This window comes from Salinicola avicenniae (assembly GCF_023736115.1).
Classification (GTDB): domain Bacteria; phylum Pseudomonadota; class Gammaproteobacteria; order Pseudomonadales; family Halomonadaceae; genus Salinicola; species Salinicola avicenniae.
Genome location: NZ_JAKQZC010000003.1, coordinates 346162 through 371723, shown reverse-complemented (window position 1 = coordinate 371723; position 25562 = coordinate 346162). Strand labels below are relative to the sequence as shown.

Annotated in this window: 23 protein-coding genes; 11 read left to right on the top strand and 12 right to left on the bottom strand. The window is 65.0% G+C overall.

Features of this window, described 5'->3' with window-relative positions:
- Window positions 1–3 precede the first annotated feature (3 nt).
- The 3 genes from MC381_RS08155 to MC381_RS08145 form a co-directional block, all read right to left on the bottom strand.
- Window positions 4–936 (bottom strand): phosphatidate cytidylyltransferase, encoded by a 933-nt coding sequence (locus MC381_RS08155; protein WP_251977238.1) that lies wholly within the window; start codon window positions 934–936, stop codon window positions 4–6.
- A complete protein-coding gene (locus MC381_RS08150) occupies window positions 929–1621 on the bottom strand; it encodes a CDP-alcohol phosphatidyltransferase family protein (RefSeq protein ID WP_251977237.1) in 693 nt (230 codons plus the stop codon). The genes MC381_RS08155 and MC381_RS08150 overlap by 8 nt, the downstream gene beginning before the upstream one ends.
- Window positions 1622–1704: 83 nt before the next feature.
- Window positions 1705–2118 (bottom strand): hypothetical protein, encoded by a 414-nt coding sequence (locus MC381_RS08145; RefSeq protein WP_251977236.1) that lies wholly within the window; start codon window positions 2116–2118, stop codon window positions 1705–1707.
- Between the two features lie 318 nt (window positions 2119–2436).
- On the opposite strand from MC381_RS08145, the gene trhO reads away from it, so the two are divergent.
- Window positions 2437–3375, top strand: a complete 939-nt coding sequence (trhO, locus tag MC381_RS08140; protein ID WP_251977235.1) for an oxygen-dependent tRNA uridine(34) hydroxylase TrhO — start codon at window positions 2437–2439, stop codon at window positions 3373–3375.
- A 214-nt stretch (window positions 3376–3589) separates the two neighbouring features.
- Here the strand turns inward: trhO and MC381_RS08135 are convergent, their stop codons facing one another.
- On the bottom strand, window positions 3590–4210 hold the full coding sequence (locus MC381_RS08135) for a YrbL family protein (protein ID WP_251977234.1): 621 nt from the start codon (window positions 4208–4210) through the stop codon (window positions 3590–3592).
- A gap of 67 nt (window positions 4211–4277) precedes the next feature.
- Entirely contained in the window at window positions 4278–7226 is a 2949-nt protein-coding gene (gene glnE / locus MC381_RS08130; RefSeq protein WP_251977233.1) for a bifunctional [glutamate--ammonia ligase]-adenylyl-L-tyrosine phosphorylase/[glutamate--ammonia-ligase] adenylyltransferase, read from the bottom strand.
- Between the two features lie 265 nt (window positions 7227–7491).
- Here glnE and MC381_RS08125 point away from each other — a divergent pair, with 265 nt between their 5' ends.
- The 3 genes from MC381_RS08125 to MC381_RS08115 all read left to right on the top strand — a co-directional run bounded on the left by MC381_RS08125 (window position 7492) and on the right by MC381_RS08115 (window position 10712).
- Entirely contained in the window at window positions 7492–8484 is a 993-nt protein-coding gene (locus MC381_RS08125) for a Bug family tripartite tricarboxylate transporter substrate binding protein (RefSeq protein WP_251977232.1), read from the top strand.
- A gap of 159 nt (window positions 8485–8643) precedes the next feature.
- The gene (locus MC381_RS08120; protein WP_251977231.1) at window positions 8644–9180 is read left to right on the top strand and encodes a tripartite tricarboxylate transporter TctB family protein; all 537 of its coding nucleotides are present in this window, start codon (window positions 8644–8646) and stop codon (window positions 9178–9180) included.
- A 2-nt stretch (window positions 9181–9182) separates the two neighbouring features.
- A complete protein-coding gene (locus MC381_RS08115; protein WP_251977230.1) occupies window positions 9183–10712 on the top strand; it encodes a tripartite tricarboxylate transporter permease in 1530 nt (509 codons plus the stop codon).
- A gap of 166 nt (window positions 10713–10878) precedes the next feature.
- Here the strand turns inward: MC381_RS08115 and MC381_RS08110 are convergent, their stop codons facing one another.
- Entirely contained in the window at window positions 10879–12147 is a 1269-nt protein-coding gene (locus tag MC381_RS08110) for a carbohydrate porin (protein ID WP_251977229.1), read from the bottom strand.
- A 312-nt stretch (window positions 12148–12459) separates the two neighbouring features.
- Here MC381_RS08110 and MC381_RS08105 point away from each other — a divergent pair, with 312 nt between their 5' ends.
- Window positions 12460–13422 carry a GlxA family transcriptional regulator gene (locus MC381_RS08105; RefSeq protein ID WP_251977228.1) on the top strand — a complete coding sequence of 321 codons (963 nt, stop codon included), beginning with the start codon at window positions 12460–12462 and terminating at the stop codon, window positions 13420–13422.
- The gene (locus MC381_RS08100) at window positions 13419–14636 is read left to right on the top strand and encodes an MFS transporter (protein WP_251977227.1); all 1218 of its coding nucleotides are present in this window, start codon (window positions 13419–13421) and stop codon (window positions 14634–14636) included. Before MC381_RS08105 ends, MC381_RS08100 begins: the two co-directional genes overlap by 4 nt.
- 30 nt (window positions 14637–14666) lie before the next feature.
- On the opposite strand, the gene MC381_RS08095 is transcribed toward MC381_RS08100, so the two are convergent.
- The 3 genes from MC381_RS08095 to MC381_RS08085 all read right to left on the bottom strand — a co-directional run bounded on the left by MC381_RS08095 (window position 14667) and on the right by MC381_RS08085 (window position 17262).
- Window positions 14667–15350, bottom strand: coding sequence for a glycosyltransferase family protein (locus MC381_RS08095; protein WP_251977226.1), 684 nt, complete (start codon window positions 15348–15350; stop codon window positions 14667–14669).
- 197 nt (window positions 15351–15547) lie between these two features.
- Window positions 15548–17041 carry a sodium:solute symporter family protein gene (locus MC381_RS08090; protein ID WP_251977225.1) on the bottom strand — a complete coding sequence of 498 codons (1494 nt, stop codon included), beginning with the start codon at window positions 17039–17041 and terminating at the stop codon, window positions 15548–15550.
- Complete coding sequence (locus MC381_RS08085; RefSeq protein WP_251977224.1) at window positions 17038–17262, bottom strand: hypothetical protein; 225 nt, start codon at window positions 17260–17262, stop codon at window positions 17038–17040. The genes MC381_RS08090 and MC381_RS08085 overlap by 4 nt, the downstream gene beginning before the upstream one ends.
- Before the next feature lie 123 nt (window positions 17263–17385).
- On the opposite strand from MC381_RS08085, the gene nadC reads away from it, so the two are divergent.
- The 4 genes from nadC (at window position 17386) to MC381_RS08065 (ending at window position 21234) form a co-directional block, all read left to right on the top strand.
- Window positions 17386–18273, top strand: coding sequence for a carboxylating nicotinate-nucleotide diphosphorylase (nadC, locus tag MC381_RS08080; RefSeq protein ID WP_251977223.1), 888 nt, complete (start codon window positions 17386–17388; stop codon window positions 18271–18273).
- 4 nt (window positions 18274–18277) lie between these two features.
- Window positions 18278–19441, top strand: a complete 1164-nt coding sequence (locus MC381_RS08075; RefSeq protein WP_251977222.1) for an SIR2 family protein — start codon at window positions 18278–18280, stop codon at window positions 19439–19441.
- 214 nt (window positions 19442–19655) lie between these two features.
- A complete protein-coding gene (locus MC381_RS08070) occupies window positions 19656–20627 on the top strand; it encodes an XdhC family protein (protein ID WP_251977221.1) in 972 nt (323 codons plus the stop codon).
- Complete coding sequence (locus tag MC381_RS08065) at window positions 20617–21234, top strand: nucleotidyltransferase family protein (RefSeq protein ID WP_251977220.1); 618 nt, start codon at window positions 20617–20619, stop codon at window positions 21232–21234. Before MC381_RS08070 ends, MC381_RS08065 begins: the two co-directional genes overlap by 11 nt.
- 7 nt (window positions 21235–21241) lie before the next feature.
- Here the strand turns inward: MC381_RS08065 and MC381_RS08060 are convergent, their stop codons facing one another.
- The gene (locus MC381_RS08060; protein WP_251977219.1) at window positions 21242–21619 is read right to left on the bottom strand and encodes a diacylglycerol kinase; all 378 of its coding nucleotides are present in this window, start codon (window positions 21617–21619) and stop codon (window positions 21242–21244) included.
- Window positions 21620–21874: 255 nt separating this feature from the next.
- Between MC381_RS08060 and pip the strand changes: the two genes are divergently transcribed.
- Window positions 21875–22831 carry a prolyl aminopeptidase gene (gene pip / locus MC381_RS08055; protein ID WP_251977218.1) on the top strand — a complete coding sequence of 319 codons (957 nt, stop codon included), beginning with the start codon at window positions 21875–21877 and terminating at the stop codon, window positions 22829–22831.
- 64 nt (window positions 22832–22895) lie between these two features.
- Here pip and MC381_RS08050 read toward each other — a convergent pair whose 3' ends face one another.
- Together MC381_RS08050 and MC381_RS08045 are read right to left on the bottom strand one after the other, a co-directional pair.
- Window positions 22896–24098 carry a M20 family metallopeptidase gene (locus tag MC381_RS08050; RefSeq protein ID WP_251977217.1) on the bottom strand — a complete coding sequence of 401 codons (1203 nt, stop codon included), beginning with the start codon at window positions 24096–24098 and terminating at the stop codon, window positions 22896–22898.
- Window positions 24086–25504: a M20 family metallopeptidase gene (locus MC381_RS08045; protein ID WP_251977216.1), complete on the bottom strand. Its 1419-nt coding sequence runs from the start codon at window positions 25502–25504 to the stop codon at window positions 24086–24088. Before MC381_RS08045 ends, MC381_RS08050 begins: the two co-directional genes overlap by 13 nt.
- Window positions 25505–25562 lie beyond the last annotated feature (58 nt).

Sequence of the window (25562 nt, the reverse complement as noted above, 5' to 3'; positions counted from 1 at the left end):
ACCTCAGTACGCGAAGTAGCGATAGAAATGGAAGAAGACCGGCGCCGTGTAGATGATGCTGTCGAGACGGTCGAGAATCCCGCCGTGCCCCGGAATCAGCTGGCCGGTGTCCTTGATGCCGAGGTCGCGCTTGACCGAGGAGATGACCACATCGCCGAAGAAGCCGCACACCGCGATCACCGCCCCCGCGGCCAGCGCGAGCGACCAGGACATGCCGGTCAGATACGGGCCGACGAGCCCGGCGCAGAGCGTCACCGTCAGGCCACCGCCGAGAAAGCCGCCCCAGGTCTTGTTGGGGCTGACGCGCGGCAGAATCGGGCGTTTGCCGATACGCTTGCCCCAGACGTACTGGCAGACATCGTTGAACTGGGTGATGAACAGCACGAACAGCACCGGCCCCAGATAGCCAGCCGCCGGGTTGAGCACCGGCAACGTCAGCAGCGCCGCCAGGTGACCAATACAGTAGATCGCCAGCATCACCATCCAGTGGATCACCCCCGCCGCGCGGATGAAACCCTGACTGTCGCCGAGCAGCAGCATGCGTACCGGCAGGAACAGGAAGACGTAGACCGGCACGAAGACGCTGAACATGCCGTACCATTCCTGCCAGATCCACAGATACTGCAGCGGGATCGCCAGATAGGCCCAGAACAGCACGCGCCGGTCTACCAGGCGCGTCGGCACGATCGAGAAGAACTCCTTGAGCGCCAGATAGCTCAGGCAGGCGAAGAAGACGATACCGGCGTCACGATTGAGCAGCAGGACAACGAACAGTAACCCGATCATCCACCACCAGGAGCGGATGCGCTGCTTGAGTTCGAGCAGGTCGCGCTCGGGCTGACGCTGCCCCATCCACACCCGCGACAGACTAGCCACGCAGAGCAGCGCCAACACCGCGATGACCACCGTCTCCACGTGCGGGGCGATCTCAAACATCATCCGCTCCTGCCGGCAGGGCAGCCGCCGCGGATTCGCAGTGCTCGTGGATATCGCGCGTACGACGCGCGATGGTCACGGCACTGCCGACGGCGATGGCGACCACGGTGAGCAGCATCACGATGCCCTTGGGCCAAAAATAGGGCTCGAGCACGCTGAGCAGACAGGCGCCGCTCAGCAGCGCCATGCGATGCTGCTTGGCCATCGGCCCGGAGAACCGCATCGGCGCGCCCATCGAGGCACCCAGCACGCGCACGTAGGCGGTCGCGACCGCCAGTAGTGCCGCCAGCCAGCCAAGCCAGACACCCAACGACCAGAGCGCACTCGCGGCATAGCCCGCGGCGACCAGCAGAAGCGCATCCGCAGCCCGGTCGGGCATATCGTTGTAGAGTTCACCGGCGGGCGTCGAACGCCCGCCCTCTACCGCCACCATGCCATCGAACAGGTTGCACAGCAGGCGCCCCTGAATACCGATGATGGCCAGCAGCGGCAGAAGCCACTGTGCGCCGCCCGTGGCATGGCGCCAGGCCACCAGCATCAGCGCGCCGAAGGCGGCGAAAGCGATACTGGCCAGCGAGATCTCGTTCGGTGTGAAACCACGCCGGTTCAACCACGTCGCGGTGCGCTGCGCGACGCGGTGGTCACGGCTCTTGATCGGCCGCCGGTTGGCGGAGGGAGATGGCACGGTAGGACTCCTGAACGAAGAGGAAGAGAGGGAGATAACGAGAAGATTGCCGTCAGGGCAACCGCCTCCGTAAGGCATCGGCGTCATGAGGCGCGCGGCGTAGCGTCGTCGCCTCCCGCCAGGCGAGCCACTGGCAGTAGCTCCAGGCAACCACGATGGGCGGCGCGATGGTTCGCGCCAGCGCTGGCGTTCCGAGCGCCCAATGCAGGCCAGAGCGCACTGCCAGTCACCGCGACCACACTCAGCGGCACCAGCCAGCAGGCGGCTGGCCTTCGGCCCCAGCGTGCCATGGCGCCTGTCACGCTCCGAGCCAGGCACCCGGTGATGACACCGCTGGCCAGCGCCTGCGCCAGTGCCATGCCGACACGCGCAGGCCACGGTGCCTCCGCATTGGTGAAGAAACACCAGCCACCCCACAGCAGCATCGCTGCGAGAACGGCCGATACCGAGGCCCGCGCCGGGTTTTCGCTACGCCGATCGTTCTCTTGTGTAGACACGACTTAACCCATGTTTACGACAGCCGTTATCAATAACGGCTCGCAACGGGAAAGTCCATGCCCGCGCGGCGATCCCTGTCGCCGCGACCCGCTGTCACTGGACCTCTTTGGCCAGCGGCGTAAAATGCGGCATCCGACGGGCGCACGTCCCGTCGCGTAGCCGGTGCGCTCGGGCCTTCAGCCGAGCGCGCTCTCGTTTCGAACGCCCTTTCGTTTCGAACGCCCTATCGTTTCGACAGAAACGCCCAGGCGTTTTCCGATATCGATACAGGCCGACCCGGTCCGCCCTTTACGCGGGCGACTGCCAGGAGTTTTTGCATGACCAACGACCGACCGATCGTCGTCGCGGCGCTTTATCAGTTCGTGACACTCGACGACTTCGAAGCCCTGCGCGAGCCGCTGCTCGCGGAGATGAAACGACTCGACGTCAAGGGCACGCTGCTGCTCGCCCGCGAGGGCATCAACGGCACCGTCTCCGGGACACCGGATGCCATCGCTGCCCTGCTCGATTGGCTCAAGCGCGATCCGCGGCTGGCGGCACTCGATCACAAGGAGTCCTACTGCGACGCGCATCCGTTCTACCGCACCAAGGTCAAGCTCAAGCGCGAGATCGTGACCATGGGCGTCGAAGGCGTCGACCCCAACACGCGCGTCGGCACCTACGTCGAACCCGAGCAGTGGAACGACCTGATCGACGATCCCGAAGTCCTGGTGATCGATACCCGCAACGACTATGAGGTCGCGATCGGCAGCTTCGAAGGCGCGGTCGACCCTGAAACCCGTTCGTTTCGCGAGTTCCCCGACTACGTTCGCGAGCACTACGATCCCGCCCGTCACAAGAAGGTGGCAATGTTCTGCACCGGCGGCATTCGCTGCGAGAAAGCGTCGAGCTTCATGCTCAACGAAGGCTTCGATGAAGTCTTTCACCTGAAGGGTGGCATTCTCAACTATCTGGAGAAAGTGCCGGAGAGCGAGACCCGCTGGCGCGGCGACTGCTTCGTCTTCGACAACCGGGTGACCGTGCGACACGACCTGAGCAAAGGCGAATTCGAACAGTGTCATGCCTGCCGCCGGCCGATCTCCGCGGCGGATCAGGCCTCCGAGCGGTATTCACCGGGCATCAGCTGTCCCCACTGCTGGGACTCACTGCCGGAGAAGACCCGCGCCAGCGCGCGCGAGCGACAGAAGCAGATCGAACTCGCCCGAGCGCGCAACGAGCCGCACCCGATCGGCCGCGACCCGCGCGCCCAGCACTGAGTCACGACCGGGCCTGACACCGGGTCCGGCGACGTAGGCGTTGCCCGTGACTTAGGCACTATCCATGGCGTAGACGCTATCCCTGACGTAGGCGCTACTCATGAAGAAGGCCCCGCCGTGCTGACGGCGGGGTCTTTGTGTCTGTGAACCGGCGAAGTCGTGGACGCCTGTTGCCTGAGAGCCGCCGCCGCCCGTCGGCATTCGCCTCACCGGGTCAGCAGGGCGCGCGCGTCAGCGCCTCGCGCTGGGTTTCCGGCAGCAGCCCGGCACGCGTCAGCTTGGCGAAAAAGCGCTTCATGCGGCGATCGATCTTCTGCCGCGCGAACCACGGCCAGACGTTGGCCAGCGGCATGAAGTCGGGATTGGAGACACCGTCGATCAGCCACAGCCGACGGCGGCCGTCGGCCAGGTGCTGACACACGATATTGCGATCGTTGATGTCCGACGGCACGACCCAGTGGCGACGTAGATAGGCGTAAAGCGCGTGCAGCTCGTCGTGAAAGGCCTGGCTCTGCAGCCAGCCATCGTCGTCGCCCGCACGCTGAATCTGGCGCAGTGTCCGCGACACCGTGCCGTCGGCATCCACAATCAGGGAAAACACCAGCCCCTCGCCGCGATCGGTCTCGAGCGTCCCGTAGTACGCCGGCACGTAGGACCAGTCATCGAGGCCGCGCCGCAGAAGGCCTTCGAAGTAGTGCTTTTCGCGCTCGTTTTGATGACTGCCGCGCTCGGGAAAGCGCGCGACCTTGATGCAGCGATCGGCATACTCGGGATGCCGGAAGATCGCCCGGTCGTTGCCGTGAGCAATCTCGCTGGCGGAGGTTAGTGAAAGCATGGCGGGCGGCTCCACACCGCGAACAAGAGTCATGAAGCCTTAATGATACCGTCACCCACCGCTGTTTTCATGGACCGTTTGTCGTCTCGTCGCCAGGTGTCATCCAGCGCTGCCACAGTTCGCACACACGCTGACGATACTCGGCATAGGCTGACGCCGGCACCAGGCTGCCGGCCTTCGCCAGCGCCGCGCGATGACTGGCATCGCGGTAGGCCAGGTACGCCGCCTGCAGGTCGCGGGCATCGCGATCCGGCAGACGTCCGCTATCGGCCAGCGCATCGAGCAGGCGCATGTTGTCGGTCACCTCGAGCAGCGCCGGCGTCTCGCCGGAGAACGCCAGCACCGCATACTGGTTCATGAACTCGATATCCACCAGCCCGCCGGCATCCTGCTTGAGATGGAACTGGCCGGCCTCCCGCGCCTCGAGTCCGCTACCCAAATGGTCGCGCATCTTCGCCCGCATGTTGACCACTTCGCCGCGCAGCGTCTCGCTGTCGCGCGGCCGCCCGAGAATCTCTCGGCGCACCTCGCCGAAGCGCGCCGCCAGCCGATCGTCGCCGGCCACCGCCCGGGCCCGCACCAGCGCCTGGTGCTCCCAGGTCCACGCCTCGCGACGCTGATACTCGGCGAACGCCTCGAGCGAGGAAACCAACAGACCGGCATTGCCGGACGGCCGCAGCCGCATGTCGACCTCGTAGAGGGTGCCGCTTGGCGTAGTGGCCGTCAGCAGATGGATGATGCGCTGCCCCAGCCGCGTGAAAAACACCACGTTGTCGAGCGACTTGGGACCATCGGTCGCGCCCTGCGGTGCCGCATCATAGAGAAAGACCAGATCGAGATCCGAGCCATAGCCCAGCTCGATGCCACCGAGCTTGCCGTAGCCGACAATCAGGAAAGCGGCCGTATCGGCGCCTTCGCGTGGCTGGGGCTGCCCGTAACGCGCGGTCAACGACCGCCACGCCATCTGCAGCACGCTCTCCAACACGACCTCGGCAATGGCGGTGAGATAGTCGCTCACTTTCATCAGCACGCGCGCGCCGGCGATATCCGAGGCGGCGACGCGCAGCACCTGGGTCTGCTTGAAGACCCGCATCGCTTCCAGCCAAGCCTCCTCGTCATCCTCGGGAATCCGCGCCAGGGTCTGGCGCAGTTCGTCGGCCAGCCGCTGGCGATCCGCGGGCGAATAGAGCGTGTCCGGCGTCAGCAGCTCATCGAGCAGGATCGGGTGGCGCGCCAGCTGCTCGGCGATCCAAGGACTCGCCGCGCACAACCGCACCAACGAAGGCAGCACATGCGGATTCTCCTTAAGCAACGACAGGTAGGCCGTGCGCCGCAGCACCGCCTCGATCAGTGGCAACACGCGCTCGAGTGCGACACCCGGGGCGTCGCTTTCCGCCAGGGCTTCCAGCAGCAGCGGCATGACCGCTTCCAGTCGCTCGTAGCCGATACGCTGCATCGACTGCACGCCACGCGACTGGCGAAACGCGGTCAGACGACGATAGGCCTCCGGCAGCGGGAAACCGGCCCGATCGAGCACGGCCTGGGCCTCGTCGGCTGCCAGTTCGCCTTGCCACAGCTGCCACCAGACGTGCGCGGCATCGGTCTGCTCGGAGTCTTGCGTTTCGGCCTCGGGATCGGCGACCACGGCATCGAAATGAGAGCGCACTCGGGCCCGGCACGCGTCCAGCGCGTCACACAGCGCCGCCCAGTCCGTCAGCCCCATGGCAAGCGCCAGGCGCGCGCGACCGACATCGTCCTGCGGCAGCGTCTGGGTCTGGCGATCCTGCTGGGCCTGCAGAGCGTGCTCAAGATCGCGCAGAAAGACATAATCATCGTGCAGCTCGTCGACCACCGCGGGCGGCAGCAGCTCGAGCTCGACGAGCTGCCGCATGGCGACCCGCAACGACGTGACCTGCAGTTCGGTATCGCGCCCGCCGCGGATCAGCTGAAACGCCTGCACGACGAATTCGACCTCGCGGATACCGCCACGGCCGAGCTTGATGTTCTCCTCACGCCCCAGCCGCTTGACCTCGCGATGAATCAGCCCCTTCATCTCGCGCAGCGACTCGATCGCGCCGAAATCCAGATACTTGCGGTAGATGAACGGATTGAGCGCCCGCAACAGCTCGTCACCGGCCGCGAGATCGCCGGCCACCGGGCGCGCCTTGAGCAGCGCGTAGCGCTCCCATTCACGCCCCTGATCCTGATAGTAGCCGGTCAGCGAGTTGAAATTGCCCACCAGCGGGCCACCGTCGCCGAGCGGTCGCAGACGCATGTCGACCCGAAACGCGAAGCCGTCGGCGGTGATGGTGTCCAGCGCCGCGATCAGCTTCTGGCCAAGCTTGGTGAAGTACTGCTGATGGTCATATTCGCGTTCGCCGCCGCGAGTCGTTCCCGCCTCCGGGTAGGCGAAGATCAGATCGATATCGGAAGAGAGATTGAGCTCGCCGGCGCCCAGCTTGCCCATGCCGAGCACGACCAGCCGCTGGGGCGAGCCATCCGCGCGCGCTGCCGGCGTGCCCCAGCGCGTGGACAGATGTGTCTCGAGCCAGCGCAGTGCCCCCTCGAGACAGCTCTCGGCGAGTGCGGAGACAGCACCGGCCGTCTGCCACATGTCGCCGCCGGCGAGATGGCGCCAGACGATGCCCAGCATGCGACGCTGCCGAAAGCGGCGCAGCTCGGCGTGCAGCCCCGCCTCGTCCGTGACCGTTTCGAGACTCGCCGCCAGCCAGGCATCGAGCGTGGCGCGCGGCGGGGCCGTCTCCAGTTCGCCCTGATCCTGCAACAGGCCCAACCAGTCGGGATGCTGGCCCCATAGATCCCGGGCAAAGTCGGAAAGCAGGCAGACCCGCGCCAGCAGGCGGCGACGTTCCGACGGCAGAGCCAGCCAGGCGGCGAGCGCCTCGTCGTCGGCGTCCGCCGTCCCCGCCACGAGCTGTCGTCGCGCCGTCTGCCAGGTCGACTCGAGAGCAGCCGGCAGCGCCAGATCGGGGAACCAGTCATCGGCCAGGGGCATGGGTAACACTCCGCTAGGGCAAAGAGGATAGCGAGGGGCGATCGCCGGAGACTGAACGGCCGCCAAAGCCCTGCCAGCATAGCCAAACCGCTTTCGCGAGCCAAAGGAAGCCGCACGATCTCGCCAGCGTGGTCTTGCCAACGTGGTCTTGCCACCAATGTTGTATTACATCATATGAAAAGGCCCGGTATACCTGTCATCGGCTATCGACGGCGGGCTCTTCGTCGGTCGCGATCATTCAGCTCAATCACCGCGGGGACACGCCATGATTTTCAAACCAGCCCTCAAGACAGCTCTCGTCGGCCTCACCTGCCTGGCGAGCTTCACCGTCGGCAGTGCCTATGCCGACTACCCCAGCCGCGATGTGCGCGTTATCGTGCCAGCCGCGGCCGGGGGCGGTACCGATGCCATCGTGCGCAAGATCTCCAATATCGCCGAGGACTCGCTGCCGGTCTCGATGTACGTCGAGAACGTCGAGGGCGGGATGACCGCGACCGGGCTCCTGCAACTGATGAAGGCGCGTCCCGACGGCCAGACCATCGCGGCGATCACCTACGACAGCGTCATCACCATCCCGTGGAAGAACATGCTGCCGGGCTATAGCCTCGATCAGATGCGTATGATTGCGCGTATCACCAGCGAGGCCGATGCCATTACCGTGGCCGCGGACGCGCCCTACGACAACTTCAGCGATCTGATTGCCGCCGCCAAGGAGACCCCCGATAGCATCCGTCTGGGCGTCCAGAACATGGGCGGGCGCACCTACCTGACGCTCCTGCAATTGCAGGAAATGACCGGCGCCGAGTTCAAGATCGTCTCCTACGACAACAGCGCCGCCACCCAGAAAGAGGCGCTGCTCAACGGCGAAGTGGATGGCGTGGTCACCAGCCTCGGCGACCTCGCGCCGCTGATCGAATCCGGTCAGGCGCGCGGACTGGTGGAGTTCACGGACACCCAGAACGAAGGCTTCCCCGATGTGCCGCCAGTCACCGAGACCGATACCGATGTCGACCTGCAGATGGGCAGTTTCATCGTGCTGGTCGCACCGGCACGCACGCCGGACGACGTGATCGAGACGCTCGAGACGACCTACCACGACGCCTACGAAAGCGACGAGTTCCAGCAGTGGCTGCAGCAGATCGGCGTCACACCGGCCTGGCTGGGCACCGACGAGGTCTCCGAGTGGGCCGAACAGACCCAGACCCACCTGTTCGAGACGATGGACGAGCTGGCCGAGCAGGGTGTGCTCGAGAAGTAGCGCACCGCCACCGCCCTTTCGTGAATCGCCGCGCCCTGCCAGGCGCGGCGCTCGCTGACAGACCATTGCGAAAAGACCATTTCGAAAAAACTATTGCTGACAGGCCCCTGCTGACAGCCCCTCTCCACTGACAGGCACCCTCCGTTGACAGGTACGCCCATGAACTCCAGACGCTTTCGCCTCGGCGGCGGTTTCTACTTCCCCGCCGGACTGGCCGTGATCACCCTGATCTATCTCGTCGACGCGTTTCGCTTGGGCCCGCCCATGCGCGACGGCAACATGACGGCATCGTTCTTTCCCATTGCCACGGCGCTCATCATGCTCGTCGCCCTGGCCTTCGCCATGTGGCATTCCCTGCGCGGGTCATTCGCCACGTCGGCGCCAAACGATACGGCGGATGAGGCGGAGGCCAAGACCAATAGCGCATCGCCGGCGCTCGCCGACCGTCGCTACCTGGGTCTCTCTCCCGGAGCCATTGGCGTCATCGGACTCACCGCGGGCTACCTGATCGCCTTCGACGCCATCGGCTATTTCTTTGCCACGGCCCTCTACGTACTTCTCCTGTGTCTGTTGTTCGGCGGTATCCGCGAGAAGCTGCCGAGCAAGATCATCGCCACCGCCGTGATCACGCTCGCCGGTTACCTGCTGTTCGAGATCGTATTTCAGGTCCGTCTGCCCACTCTCTGGAGCCAATAGTCATGGATTCCCTCTCCGGGCTATTGGGCGGTTTTACCGCCCTCGCCAACCCCGAAACGCTGCTCTACATGATCGGCGGCTTCCTGATCGGCACCTTCTTCGGTGCGGTACCGGGGCTGACCTCGGTGCTAGCCATCGCCCTGCTGCTGCCGCTGACCTACAGCCTCGACGTCACCACCGCACTGGTCGCCTGCGCCAGCATCTTCATGGCCGGCATGTGCAGCGGCAGCATCACCGCCACGACCATCAATATTCCCGGCGCCCCCGCCTCGATGATGACCGCGCTGGAGGGCTACCCGATGCAGCAGCGCGGCGAGGGGGCCAAGGCATTGGGCCACGCCGCGCTGGGGTCGATGATCGGCGGCTCGATCGGTGCCCTGCTGCTGATGGTGGTCGCACCGCTGGCGGCGGATGTGGCGCTGCTGATCCGCACGCCGGGCAAGTTCTCGCTGATCGCCTTCGCCCTGATCGTGATCATCATTTCCCAGCGCGGCTCGGTGACGAAGGGCATGATCGCCACCCTCCTCGGCGTGATGATCGCGACCATCGGCATCGACGTGGTGCAGCCGGTGGCACGCTTCACCTTCGGCACCAGCGTACTGGTCCAGGGCATCGACATGATGCCGCTGATCATTGGCGCCTTCGCCATCAGCGAGCTGCTGATCCAGGCCGACAGTCGTCGCGCACGAACGGTGGACCTGAGCCAGGTCCAGGCTGCCCGCGTGCGCCGACGCGACTTTATCCCGCCGCTCTCGGAAGTGCGCGAGATCGGCCTGCTGCGCTACCTGAAGAGCGCAGTCATCGGCTATGCGGTCGGCATTCTGCCCGGCGCCGGCGGTTCGATGGCGGCCTTCGTCTCCTATGCCGAGTCGATGCGCTCGTCGAAGCATCCCGAACGCTACGGCAAGGGCAATCCGGAGGGCATCGCCGCCGCGGAGTGCGCCAACAACTCGATGTGCGGCGGCGCCTTCGTGCCGATGCTGACCTTCGGGATTCCGGGTGATCCGACCACCGCGATCGTGCTCGGCGTACTCATCATCAACGGCCTGCAGCCGGGGCCGCAGTTCATGACCCAGCAGCTGGACCTGGTCGCCCCCATGTTCGCCTCGCTATTCATCAGCGCCCTGGTGCTGATACCGCTGACGCTCTATCTGCTCGGTCCCTACTTCCTCAAGATCGTCTCGATCCGGCGGGACGTGCTCTACTCGAGTATTGCCGTGGTCGCGCTGGTCGGCAGCTACGTGGCCACCTACTCGACCTTCCAGATGGCACTGGCGCTGGTCTTCGGCGTGCTCGCGTACTTCATGCGCAAGCAGAAGTATCCGACGGTCTGCCTGCTGCTCGGTTTCGTGCTCGGACCCAGCCTGGAGGAGTACTGTCGTCGTACGCTGTCGATCAGCGACGGCAATCCGCTGGTCTTCTTCACTAGCCCCGACAGCCTCTTCTTCATCGCACTGACGGCCGTGTTCTTCTACTTCATGGTCATTCGCAAGCCGAAGGATCGCGGCATTCCCGGCCAGGCGCAGGGCTGACGGCACGCCGACCCAGGATAGACGAGGAACCTGGCCAGCAATCTGCCACCAACGAGACCGCACACACGACGAAGGCTGCCCGAGGGCAGCCTTCGTCGTTCACGGAACCTGTGGTCACGATCCGCGGCAGCCGGGTTCTACCCCCACTGCCGCGACGCGGGCAGGCTCAGAAATTCGCCTTGAGCGTGGTGCCGAACAGCCAGGCATTCTCGACCGAATCCACCGCCGACGGGTTGGCCACGTACTGCAGGTTGGGCCGCAGCGAGAGGTAGCCAGTCAGCTGGAAGCTGTAATAAAGCTCGGCATCGTACTCGTGCCCCTGGCGCGGCAATGGCGTAGCCGATCCGGCCATCATGGCATTGGTGTAGTCGATATAGTCATTGACGTCGTCGTTGACATGCAGATAGGCCAACCCGATACCCATATCGTCTTGGGGGCGCGCATCGAAGGGGCCTTTGTAGGTCGCCCCAACCGATACGTAGCGATCGATTCCGGCCGTATCGCCGTTATTGGCATTGCCCATGGTGAAAAGCGTCAGGCCGCGATCCGGATTGCCGTCACGGGCGGTCACCTGCTGCTGCACCACGTAGTAGACCCCGGTATTGGTGTCGCTGGTGCTGCTGGCCGGGCGCGAGCCGTAAGCCTGGTTATCGACGTTGCTGGTGTAGAACCCGAGCTTGTAGGCGCCATCCAGGCCGTTCGGTGAAGGCGTGAAACCGAACTCGAGCGGATACATCGTGCCCTCCGAACCGCTGGTGCGCAGGTCGAAGCCATCATTCTCGAGGTTGCTGTCGTTGATGTTGAAGGCGCCGAGCTGGGCGTACCAATCTTCGGCAATGTTCGCGCGAATCACTGCCGCCCACTGCGAGATCGGCCAGTTGTAGACGTTGTTGCCCCAGTTACCCAGCGGGTCGCTGCCAAAGGCGAGGTTCTGGAAGTTACTGTCGATGGTGCCGAAATCGTCGCCGACCGGGATCCGCCCGAGCTTGATCACCAGCGCATCGTCGAGCAGGCGCTGGCGGTACCAGAACTGGGTCAGGCGCGAGACCGGGCCACGCCCCTGCACTTCCTGTACCAGCGAGCCGCTGACGGTGGCTCCCGGATGATCGATACGCTCATTGGCACTGTGGCCGTTGCGGTTGGTGACCGTGATCTGGAAATCCGCACCCTCGATATCGAAGAGCCGCTCCAGGTCGAAGTTGGCCCCCGCCGCGAACTGATCGGCGTACTTGGTCACGTGGCTATCGTAGTAGCCACCGTCCAGCACCGTGGCTGCCTCGCCGACATAGGAGAAGTCGAACGAGATCCCAGCCTCCTCCAGCGCCGAGCGCTCGCCGCCCCAGTCGCCGAACATGTGCGGAGAATCCGGCGAGAACGCGGAATAGGCGTTGGCCGTGCCGGCGGCCAGCACGCTGCCGACGATGAGAAGAGGCATCCCGCCCCACTTGATTGCTTGCGTCGCCATGACAGCCAGAACCCTTTTTCATTAGCGTGTTATTGATGAGCCAGAGAGGATATCGCTCCGCCGGCCCAACATGAAGCCTGGGCAATCCTTAACCCCTGAATGCTCGACTAAAGGATAAGTCATGTCCGACATAGCGCGAGGCATGAGCGTCATATCCGGTCGCTTTTATTGGCCCTCCCATAGGTCGCTTTCGGTGGTCGATGCGTCATTGCCGACATCGAATCTCCGTCGCAGACTATAAGCCGGTCCCTTGCGATGCGCCCCCTCATGCCCCGAACCCACATGCCCCGAACCGTCGATCTCTTCATCTATCCGGACTGTCAGCTGCTGGACGCCAGCGGCCCGTGGCAGGTTTTCGCCAGCGCCAACCAGGAATCGGGGATCACGCACTACACGCAGAGACTGCTCGCCACGGCGCCGGGACCGGTGCGAACCAACAGCGGCATGACGCTGATGGCCACGCATGCGCTCGAGCGCACACCGCCCGGCGACCTGCTGATGATCGCCGGCGGCCATGGCGTGCATGCGCTGGACGAGCAGGACATCGCGCTACTGCGGGAACGCGCCCTGCGCAGCGCCCGCGTTGCCTCGGTCTGTACCGGTGCTTTCGCGCTGGCCCGCACCGGCCTGCTGGATGGCTGTCGCGTAGCCACGCACTGGCGCCAGGCGGAACGACTGGCACGCGAGTTCCCCCTGCTCGAGGTCGATGCGCAGGCGCTCTACTGCGAAAGCGACAACCGCTTCACCAGCGCCGGCGTCACCGCCGGTATCGACCTGGCCCTGGCGCTCGTCGCACGCGATCATGGGGCTTCGCTGGCAGCCCGCGTGGCTCGCGAGCTGGTAGTGTTTCTGCATCGCCCCGGCGATCAGGCGCAGTTCAGCGAGGGGTTGCGCTGTCAGTTGACCAGCCATGGTCGCCTACGCGAGGTGATCGACCGGGTGATCAGCACGCCGCTCGCCGCGTGGGACATCGCCACGATGGCTGAGAGCATGGCGGTCACGCCACGCCACTTCCAGCGCCTCTTTCGCCAACAGCTAGGCATGACTCCCGGCGCCTTCCTGACCCGCCTTCGTCTCGAGTTGGCGCGACAACAGCTGGCCGAGAGCGATGCCACACTTTCGCATATCGCGACGCACTGTCGGCTCGGCGGTGCGGAGCAGCTGCGGCGCCAGTTCCAGCGTCATTACGGCCTGCCGCCCAGCGTCTACCGTGCCCGCTTCGGTCTCTCGGAGGCAGCCGCATGATGCACCCTTGGCCAAAATCCCGCTCGCGGCTGCCCGCCGCCGTCTGGTTGCTGGCGCTTTGTCAGGCGCTGTTGATCAGCGGCAATATCGTGCTGATTGCCACCAACCCGCTGGTCGGCGAACGCCTGGCGCCAAGTGACATCTGGATCACGCTGCCGATCGCCATGCAGCTCGCGGGGCTGACGGCCGCCACGCTACCGGCGGGTTGGCTGACCGCGCGCTGGGGACGCAAGCGTACCTTCGTGACCGGCAATCTGATTGGCCTGCTCGGAATCGTCGCCTGCGGGCTAGCCCTGGAGACCGCCAGTTTCCGTCTGTTCAACCTGGGCACGTTTGCCGTTGGCATGAGCATCGGCTGTGGCATGCTCTACCGCTTCGCCGCCATGGAAGTCGCATCAGGCGAGCAGCGCGACGCGGCGCTCGGCCTGGTCATGGCCGGCGGCGTCGTGGCGGCACTGGCCGGCCCCTGGCTGGCCCAGCACTCGCGGGACTGGTTCGCGCAGCCTTTTCTCGGCGCCTTCGTCGGTCTTGGCCTGCTGTATGGGCTGGCCCTGGCCATTCTCGTGATGCTCGAGCTGCCGTCCGCCAAGCACGCGCAGGCAAAAATGCCCACCCCCACGCGGCCGCTGAAAGCCATTCTGCGCCAACCAGCGCTGCGGTTGGCTATCCTCGGCGCCGCTCTCGGCTATGCGGTCATGAACCTGGCGATGACCGCCACACCGTTGGCCATGACCCACGTCGGACACGACTTCCCTGCCGTCGCCGACGTCATTCAGTGGCACATGCTGGCGATGTTCGCGCCTTCATTCGTAACCGGCCGACTGACGCGCCGCCTCGGCCATGCCCGTCTGATCGCGTGCGGCGGCCTTTGCCTGCTGCTGAGTCTGCTCTGCGCGCTGCTGACGCCAGCGCTATGGGGGTTCGGTGTCGGATTGCTGCTGCTCGGCCTCGGCTGGAACTTCACGTTCCTGCCGGCCAGTGCCTGGCTGGCGCTCAGTTGCCGGGCCGACGAGGCCCCACGCGTGCAAGCGATCAATGACTGCACGGTGTTTTCCCTCGCCGCGCTGGCGGCACTGGCAGCCGGCCCGTTGAACGCCTGGATCGGCTGGCAAGGACTCAATCTCGTGCTGCTGGTACCCGTGATCGCCCTGCTGGTCCTGATAGTGTCCTACCCACGCAAAGCCCGGCACGCGGCCGGGCTGAAAAGCGATTGAAACACGACTTCCGAAGACGTCAGCGCCGGATCAGAGATAGCGTAGCAGCAGCGTTCTCGCCCAATTGCGACGCAGCGCTGCCCGCTGGCGCCTCAGGTTGTCGGCCCAATAGTGCTCATCCTTGATGCGGATATGTCCCTTGCGCTGATTACGATGATCCATCAGATCACTGCGACCTACCGTCTCCGGCTGCTGCTGAGAAAGCATCGGAAAGGCGCCATAGCCGCGAAAGTATTCGCAGTAGAAGCCGTCCAGGGTCTTGCCCGCATAGACACGGCGACTCAGATCCCGGCAAGCGGCAGCGGAAAGTATGTAGCAGTGACCGCCCTTCCAGCGACAACGCACTACGCCTCGCCAAGGGATCAGCCAGCTGCGCCCAAGCATGCCACCCAGATAGAAGATCCGAGGATTACGCCAGCGTAGAAAGCGATTGATGCGCCGTAGGTGGTTGGCCGTGGGCGGCGCGAAGGTCGCATCATCTTCCAGAATCAGTACACGGCGATAGCCGCGTTCCCGGGCAATCTGGGCACAGCGTATGTGAGAATCGAAGCACCCACGCTCCGGGTTGTCACTGTCCCGCTCGACCAGCAGGAATTCGATCTCATGGTCGAGAGCGGCAAATGACTCGCGCAGCAGCGTACGGCGATCCTCGCGCTCGACCAGGCTGATGCAAATGACGCCATCGACGTCAAAACGAACCTTGTCAGCAACCACGTGGCGACCTCTTCGATGGCGTCCGCTATGGCCGGATCGCCCGGAAAAGACGCCGATTCTAGCGAAGTCGAACGGGAGCTGCCTAGGCCGACGCTACGGGTTCAATCCGTCGATGACCTGCCTCCTCGCGACTCGCCTTTCATCCCCCAACATTCCCCGGGCCTGGCGCCGCGCCCGATGTGTCTCGGTGCGATGCATCACCGCGAGCGGCCCGATGCCGCCGTGGTCCGTGAGGTTGCAACCGCCATGAATTCGCTCGCCCGCTCGTGTGAGGCGCGGCTCGCCAGACTGCCGAACACGAACAGCACCACGGCAACTGGCAGGGCCCAGATGCCGGCCGGCAGGTCCAGCGGTTTGGCGCCGCTCAGGTAGAGCGCGATGACTACCACGCCCCCGCCAACGATGCTGGCCAACGCGCCGAGCGCGGTACCGCGCTTCCAGTAGAAGGCACCGATAATCGCCGGCACCGTCACCACCAGTCCGGTCGAGGCGGCGACCGACAGGACCGCGATCAGGTCGAGCTGCAGCTCGGCGAACAGGAAGGCCAGCACCGCGATGATCGGCAACACCCACTTGCCCACCTTGAGCTGCTTCGCCTCGCTGGCATCGGTCGCGACATTGGCGTAGACATCCCGCGACAGCATCGAGGATAGCGTCAGCATGATCGAATCGATGGTCGACACCGCGGCAGCGAGAATCCCCACCATCACGATCACGCCCAGCACTGGCGGCACATGCTCGGACGCCAGCAGCGTCGGCGTCGCCAGATCGGACTGGGGCAGGTCAGGAAACGCCACCAGCGCCGAGAAGCCCCACAGCACCGAGACTAGGGTGTAGATGAAGCCGAAAACCAGAAAGCCGATCAGCATCTGACGCATCGACTTGAGCGACGCCGGCATGAAGAGTCGCTGACTCACCTGCGGATTGGAAAGACTGAAGAAAAACCAGGGAATAGTCAGCCCGAGGAAGGTCGTCAGGCTGAACAGCCCCGGCCCGGGGACGACGAGAGATTCCGGATGCTCGGTCGCGAGCGTCTCGAACAGCCCCGAGAAACCGCCCAGCGAGTGAACGACCAGCAGTGCCACCAGCGTCGAGGCGACGATCATGAACAGCGCCTGCAGCGAGTCGGTCCACATGACCGAGCGGATGCCGGCGATATAGGAGAACAGGATCGCCAGCAACGTGGCTACCACCACACCGGTGGTGAACGAGATCGTGCCGCCACTCATGCCGGCGAGCAGATAGCCGACACCGGCCAACTGCACCGCAGCGTAAGGGATCAGGAACAGGCAGCTTGCCAGCGCCGTGGCGACTGCGACCTTGTTGTCCGCATAGCGATGTCCGAGCATCTCGCTCGGCGTGACAAAACCGAAACGCTTGCCGACGGCCCAGAACTTGGGACCGAACACGGCCACCAGTGAGACGCCGGCAAAATAGACGATCTCGAAGCCGAAGGCACCGACGCCACCGGCGTAGGTCAGCCCGGCCAGCCCGACCATCATGAACGCGCTGTAGGTCGTCGCGCTGTAACTCAGCGCGGAGACAAAGCCGTTCATGCGTCGGCTACCGAGGAAATAGCCGCTCATGTCGACGCCTGCTCCGTTGGTGGCCTCGCCACGAGCGAGCCAGGCCAGCGTCAGGCCCGCGATCAGGTACACGCCGACGGCCGTCCAGATCAGCGTAGGCGTCATGCCTCTTCCTCCCCGTTGCGATCGTCGGGCATCTCACCAAAGTCCCGCTCACCAAAGTCCCGCGTGATCAGCACATTGGCCACGATCACCAGTATCCCGACCACGCTCCAGAACAGGAAACTGCCGTACCAGGCATGCACCTGCCCGAGCAGGCCATAGGGCACGAAGTAGCAGAGAAGGACGAGGAGCCAGACACCCCAGATCCAGCGGCGGACGGGCATGAGCGTTTCCCTTGTATGCTGGTGTTTAGCGACCGTCTTGGGCGGTCTGTCGACAAAGGCGATGATATGTCACTGCCGCCGGGCAGTGTAGTCTGGACGGAACCCGATCCGCAGGAGGCCTTCATGACCGCTTTTTCCGCCGCACCGCCCTGGCAACCGGACTCGCTGCAACTCGACGAGAGTCTGCGCCGCTTTCTCACCGAGGATATCGGCCATGGCGACCTGACCGCGACGCTGATGCTGGAAGCGAACGCCACGGCTCGATTCGAGATGGTCGCGCGCGAGCCGATGACGCTAGCCGGCCTGAGCGTGGCGGCGCGAGCCTTTCAGCGCTACGACGATCGCATCGACGTGGAGCGACTGGCCTCGGATGGCGACCGCCTCGCGGCCGGCACGCCGCTGCTCGCCCTGCAGGGCGCGGCTCGCAGCCTGCTGACGGTCGAGCGTACCGCCCTCAACCTGATTCAGCATCTCTCCGGCATCGCCACCCTCACCGCACGCTATGTCGAGCGCATCGCCGGCACCGCCGCCCAGCTGGTGGACACACGCAAGACCACGCCGGGGCTGCGAGCGCTGGAGAAGTACGCGGTGGCCTGTGGCGGCGGGCGCAACCACCGGCTGGGCCTGGATAGCGGCATCATGCTCAAGGATAACCACATCGCGGTCTGCGGCAGTATCGAGGCAGCCGTCGCTCGTGCTCGCCAGCGCGCGCCGGTGCTGACCCGGATCGAGGTCGAATGCGACCGCCTCGATCAGGTGCGGGAAGCGCTCGACGCCGGCGCCGACATGATCATGCTCGACAACATGTCGCTGGCGGAGATGTCCGCGGCGGTCAAGCTGGCCGCCGGCCAGGTGCCGCTCGAAGCCTCGGGTGGCGTCCGCCTGGAAACGATCCGCGAGATCGCCGAGACCGGCGTCGATTTCATCTCGGTCGGCCGGATCACGCAGTCGGCGCCGGCGGTCGATATCGGGCTCGATGCGCCCGCGGGCGCCCCAGCCGCACAGGGGTAATGCCATGTCCAATACCAGCATCAACAACGCCGCCACGGTCGAGACCTACGGTCGCCTGATCGACGACCTGGCCGGGCAGGATCCAGCACACCGCAAGCCGCCGGTGGTCACCTTCTGGTGCGGTGCCGGATTCTCGAAAGCCTGGGATCCGCGCTCGCCGACCGACGGTGAGCTATTTGCAATCGACCTCGACGATATTCGCGACTTCCCCAACCTGCAGCACGTGATGCACGTCATCGGCTGGGAGCACTATCGCCACCTGGATTTCGAGCGTTTCAAGAATCTGCGTTACGTCCTCGACATGCAGGTGCGCTATCCCGATATTCGCAACCGCTACTTCGATGACCAGAACCTGCACCTGAGCATCAGCGAGCTGCGCACCTTGGTCATGCGCCGCTTCACCGCCGCCTGCGATATTCACAACGTCGACGATGCCACGCTGCGCTTCGCCTCGCCCGACATCAGCGCGGGACAGCGCGCGATCACGCAGTTCTTCGTCGATCTGGAGCGTCGCGCCCGCCGCGCCGGCATGGAGGCGGACTGGCCGCTCTACCATTTCCTGACCACCAACTACGACTTCACCATCGAGACCATTCTCGAACACGCCTACCGCCAGGATGCGCCGGTCTTCGGCCGGCTCTATCGTGGCGTCACGCCGCAGCGCATCTGCGGCGGGACGATCTGGGAACACCTCCCGCGCACGGTCGATCGCAACGTGATCAAGATCAACGGCGGCTTCGAGATTCTGCCGACCGCCGCCGGCTTCGATTTCGAGTATCGACGACGCAGCGACGCCGAAATCCGCGAACAGCCGCCCCTGCTGATCCTGCCCTCGCAGGTGCAAGACTACGACGAGCCCTATTTCCATCAGGTGTTTCCCAAGGCGGTACGCCTGCTGCGCGAAACCGATGTGCTGGTCATTGTCGGCTACAGCATGCCGCAGGAAGACTCGCTGGTACGTTTCATCCTGCGCCAGCTGGCCGAGAGCCCCAACGACGCCAAAGGCAAGCATGTCTTCGTGATCGACACCAAGAATCACGCCACCATCAAGTCGCGGCTGGAGGAGATGTTCTTCTACCTGCCGCGCACCGGTTGGCCGCGCGAGCACTACTACAGCGGCCGCTTCGAGGACTTCTGCGCCGACGTGGTCGATGCACGTCTCGACTGAGTACGTCTCGACTGAGTACGTCTCGACTGAACGCATCGTGAGTCCAGCCCGAGCCGGGCAACGAACCGAAACCCCCACGATGCGTGCCTGATCCTATGAAAGGGCAATGTCATCGACAGAATATCGTTCCCCACTCACGTTCATGGCTTACGCTAGAGAGCACGGATTCATCCTCGGCGTCAGGACGACGCCTTACGACGACAAGACGACCTTCATGCAACATCTCGATCTTCAGGTTCTCGACGCCGCGCTCGAGTGGGCCAACGCCGGCGAGACGATCTGGCTCTGCAGCGTGCTCGCAACCTTCGGCTCCTCCCCGCGCGAGCCGGGGTCGATGCTGGTGGCCAAAGGCGACGGCCGCCACGTCGGTTCGCTTTCCGGCGGCTGCATCGAGGAGGATTTTCTCGGCAAGGTGGCTGAGGGCCATTTCGGCGACGCCCTGACGGTGGTCCGCTATGGCGAAGGCGCCGACGAATCGCCCCAGGTTTCGCTGCCCTGTGGCGGCATTCTCGATGTGCTCGTCGAGCGCCTGATCCCGGACGCCGCCACGCTGACCCACCTGGAAACGCTGCACGCCACCCTGCTCGGCCAGCAGTCGCTGGTGCGCCACATCGACCTGACGAGCGGGCGCAAGCACTTCGTGCAGGCCGGCGAGAACGGCCCGCGCGTCGAGCGCGATGCGCAGACCATTCGCCTGCGTGTGGGCCCGGCGCTGCGCCTGATCATTGCCGGCATCTCGCCGGTGTCGCGCTTCTGCGCCGAATTCGCCCGCGCACTCGGCTTCGAGGTAATCGTCTGCGACCCTCGTGAAGAGGAGCGGCGCGATTTTGCCGTCGATGGCGTCGAAGTGCAGTCGGTACTGCCGTCGCTGTTTATCGGTTCCGGCGCCTGCCATGCCGCCACCGCCGTGGTGGCACTGACCCATGACCCGCGCATCGACGACCTGGCGATGATCGAAGCGGTGCGCACGCCGGCGTTCTATATCGGCGTGATGGGCTCGAAACGCACCTCCGAGAAGCGCGCCGAGCGCCTCAAGCGCTCCGGCGGCCTGGACGACAACGCCATCTCACGCATTCATATGCCGATCGGATTGAACCTGGACAGCAAGACGCCGGCGGAAATCGCGCTGGCCGTCGTCGCCGACGTGCTGCGGATACGACGCGGCAAGGCACGCGATGCCCTCTGAATCGAATGCCAGTGGTGGTGGCGTGGTCGGCGTGGTGATGGCTGCCGGTATCGGGTCACGATTCGGCAGCGACAAGCGGCGTGCCCGCCTGCCCGATGGCCGCACGCTGCTGGCAACCACCCTGGCGACGGTGAGCCCGGCCTTTTCCCGCTGCTTTCTGGTGCTACGCCCGCAGGACGAAATCGAGCACCTGCTTGGCGGCGCGCCGCCGCCGGGCGTCGAGCCCCTGACCGCCCCGCATGCCGCCGCCGGCCTGGCGGCCAGCCTCGGCGATGCGTTTCGCCAGCTTCTCGAACGCGGAGCGATACACGATGCGCGTGCCGCCGCGGTGCTCCTCGGCGACATGCCCTGGTTGCAGGTGCGAACCTGTCACGCACTGGTGGCTCAGGCAGCCAGCGACCGGATTGTCGTACCCCGGTGCGACGATCGCTCGGGCCATCCGGTGCTGTTCGGCCGCGACTTCTGGACGGCGCTGGCGGCGCTGACCACCGGAGAGGGTGCCAGAACCGTCGTCTCGGCTCACCGGTCGGCCGTTCAGCTCGTCGAGACCGATGACGCCGGCATCTGGCGCGACGTGGATCGTCCCGGCGACCTGTCCACCCGATGAAGGGCGTTCACCCCAAGAACTTCTGATAGGCCAGCAATCCCCAGGTGACCGCCGCCATCCCCAGCGCCAGCATGACCGCCGCCGACCCGATATCCTTGGCCCGTCCGGAGAGCTCGTGATGCTCGGGGCCAATACGGTCGACCACCGTCTCCACCGCGCTGTTGAGCAGCTCGACGATCAGTACGAAAACGCAGCTGCCGACCAGGACCAGCCACTCGATCGGATTTTCGCCGATCCAGTAGGCCAGCGGCACCAGCACGACGCACAGCGCCACTTCCTGACGAAAGGCCGCCTCGTTGCGAAAGGCGGCAACCAGGCCTTTGAGCGAATAGCCCGTCGAGTAGACAAGATGACGGAATCCGGTATCGCGGGAGCGTGATTTCATGGGGTTCTCGACTCGACCACGTCGGCGGCCGACCTCTCTGGGCATCGGGCTTGGCATCGGTAGATCACGCCGGCGACCGCGCCGACGACCGAAGTCAATTGAATGTCGACGATGGTAGCAGAGGCGGCCGCCCAGGCAACCGCCGACAGCATGGCGAGGCGACCTCGCCTGCCCGCTGGCCGCGACCGTCGTCTCTGTTTAAGCTGTCCCTGCGCCATCGGCAACGGTCGCGTCACGCTATCAATAAGGTCAATCATGTCTGAATCCAATCCGCTTTATCCACCGCTCGAACCGCATGCCAGCGGTCATCTCGAGACCGGCGACGGTCATCAAGTCTACTGGGAGCGCTGTGGCAATCCCCACGGCAAACCCGTCGTCTTTCTGCACGGCGGCCCCGGTGGCGGCTGCAAGCCGATTCATCGCCAGCTGTTCGATCCTGCGCGCTACGACATTCTGCTGTTCGACCAGCGCGGCTGCGGCCGCTCGACGCCGCACGCCAATCTCGACAACAACACGACGTGGCATCTGATCGCGGACATGGAAAAGCTGCGCGAGATGATCGGCGCCGAGCAGTGGCAGGTCTTCGGCGGTTCCTGGGGGTCGACCCTGGCGCTGGCCTACGCGGAACAGTACCCACAGCACGTCAGCGAACTCGTGCTGCGCGGCATCTTCACCATGCGCCAGCAGGAACTCGACTGGTTCTACAAGGATGGTGCGCGCAATATGTTTCCCGAGAAGTGGGCCCGGCTGGTGGAGATCCTGCCCGAGACCCGCCGCGACGATGTCATCCAGGCCTTTCACGAGAGGCTCAACGGCGATGACGCCGAACAGCAGCTGGAAGCCGCGCAGCGCTGGAGCGTCTGGGAAGGGGAAACCTCACGCCTGCTGCCGGTCGATGCCAGCCAATCCCATGCCGATGCGCACTTCGCGCTCGCCTTCGCGCGGATCGAGAACCACTATTTCGTCAACCAGGGCTTCTTCGAGTTCGATGATCAGCTGATGCAGCAGGCCAACCGGCTGCAGGGCATTCCCGGCGTGATCGTGCATGGGCGTTACGACATGGTCTGTCCGCTACGCAATGCCTGGGACCTGAAGCAGGCCTGGCCCGAAGCGGAGCTGGAGATCATCGAGGCCGCCGGCCACGCCTTCAGCGAGCCGGAGATCATGGCCGCGCTGGTGCGCGCCACCGACCGGTTTGCCGAGCGCACTTGAGCCTCTGGGATCGTCGCCGAGCGCCGATCACGGTATCGGCGCTCACCACGTCGGTGCTCGGCTGTCAGTCCTGGTGGGCCAGGTCCAGTATGGTCAAGGCCACCGCCTGCGCCCGGGGAACGAAGGTCTCGAGACGACAGTACTCCGCCTCGGTATGCATCTTGGCCCCAACCGGGCCGGTACCGCAGAGCGTCGGGATGCCCAGGCTGGCGGTCGTGCCGGCATCCGAGCAGCCGCCGGTAAACTCGCCGTCGACCTCGAAGCCGAGCCGTGCCGCCTGCGCTCGGTAGCGAGCGAACAACGCGTCGCTCATGGCCGGCTCCATCGGCAGGAACCCGGAGGTCTGCGTCAAGGTCGCCCGGGTACCGACGACGTCCTCTTCGGCCACGATCGCCTCGATGTCGGCCAACAGTGCTTCACGCTGCGCGTTGGTGACGAAGCGTGTATCGAGCTGAGCACTGGCAGAAGGCGCCACGGTATTGCGCGATACGCCGCCCTCGATCAGACCGACATTGGTGGTCACGCCGGCCACATAGTCGGTCAGCGCATGCAGCTTGACGATCTTGCGCGCCAGCGCCTCGATGGCGCTGGCGCCATCCGCATGGCTGACGCCCGAGTGGGCGGCCCGCCCGGTCACCTCGATCAGAAAGGCCGCGCCCCCCTTGCGTCCGGTCACCACATTGCCGCTGATCCGTCCCGGCTCGGCGTTGAGCACGGCCCTGGCGCCCGAGGCCGCCTGGCGAATGAACGCCGTGCCGTCACGAGAGCCTATCTCTTCGTCCGCGGTAAACAGTACCCGCACCGGAAACGGCAACGGCGCCAGACGCTTGAGCGCGCGCAGCACGAAAATATTGAGCACCAGGCCGGACTTCATGTCGGCGACCCCCGGCCCGAAAGCCGTGTCGCCGTCTCGCGTGTAGCCGCGCGTTGCCACCGTTCCCGTGGGGAAGACCGTGTCGCGATGGCCCATCATCAAGACGTGGCCGTTGCCGGCATCGCGACCGTCACCGTCGAGACGTGCCTCGAGAATGTCACCCGCGTCGGGGCGCGGCGTACGTAATATCTCGATACCGTCGGCCTCGAGCCAGTCGACGATCACGTCCGCGACCCTGTCGGTGCCGGCCTTGTCATAGCTGTTGGAATCGATATTGACCAGCGTCTCCAGGCACTCGACCATCTCCGCCTGCCGACCGGCGAGCCAGTCACACGCCGTCGCCATCATCGTTTCCCTGTTGTTCGGCGAAGCCATGTTGTTCAGCGATGCCATGTTTCACGTTCCTTTATCACGTCTCGGCCTTGTTCACCCAAATCCCACCATAGCCCCGCCATGATGCCCAGACCTTCGCGGACAATACTCTTCAGCGCATGCTCATCCGGTGCATGCTGCGCGCAGGCAGGATAGGAGTGCGGCACCCAGAGCGTGGGCAATCCCAGCGTATCGGCAAAGACATCGTTGGGCAGCGATCCACCAAGGTTGGGCAACAAAGTCGGCGTCTTGCCACTGGACTCGCTCATCGATGCGAGCGCCCAGCCGACCCAGGGGTCCGTCGGATCGAGCCGCGTCGCGTTCATCTGCGACATGCGCGCACTGCTGACTTCCACGTCCTCGAAGCCATGGGCGTCCAGATGCCCCCGGAGGTGATCGAGAAAGTGTTCGCGATCGCTGCCAACCACGAAGCGCAGCTGACAGTGCGCGTACGCCTCGCCGGGGATCGCGTTGGCGGGTGCATCGGGGTTGCCGGCCTTCATTGCCAGCAGCTCCAGCGTGTTCCAGGCGAAGAGACGTTCCGCCGGCAGCAGGCCCGGCTCCCCCCAGCCCGGATCGATGGCCGGATCCCCCGGTGTCGCGCCCACAGACAGCGCCTTGACAGCATCATGCACGGCCGCGGGAATGGCCGGAGGCCGTAGCCCCTCGATCAGAATTCGTCCCTTGGCATCCACCAGTGTGGCCCACGCATTGGCCAGCCTGGTGGCCGGATTGGAGAGGACCCCGCCCCAGTTGCCCGAGTGGTGCGCGCCATCGCGGGCGCGCAGCCGCAGGTCGAAGTTGAACGACCCTCGTGAGCCGAGAAACAGCGTCGGCGCGTCGGCCGCCAGACGAGGCCCATCGGAGCCAATGAAGAGATCGGCTGCCAGCCGCTCGCCATAGCGTTCGCAGACGGCCTTGAGTCCCGGGGAGCCGGTCTCCTCCCCCATCTCCAGCACGAGCTTGACGCTGTAGCCCAGTCGGCCGTCGCGCGCCTCGAGCACGCTGGCCAGCGCCCGCAGATTGATACTGTGTTGCCCCTTGTTGTCAGCCGTGCCACGGCCGTACCAACGGTCCCCCTCCTCGACGATTTCCCAGGGCGAGAGACCGTCGCGCCACTGTGCATCATAGCCGCGCACGACATCACCGTGGCCGTAGGTCAGCACGGTCAGGGGCGCGTCGGGTTCGATACGCTCGGCCAACAGAAAAGGCCCGAATCCGGCGACCGGATTATCGACAATCTCCCAGCCGAACCCCAGTGCCTCGATCTCCGGGATCACGCAGGCGGTCAGGTAGTGGCGCAACTCGGCTTCCCTGCCGGGCTCCTGGCTTTCGCTGCGGACGGCGATACGCGTCGCGAGATCCCGGCGGAAGTCGCCATTGTCGAAATATTGCCAGGCCAGATTCAGCGCTTGTTGACGCGCCATGCGAGTCTCCTCGATACGAAAGAAGCGAACAGAAAATAAGCAGAACGGCCGATGCCGC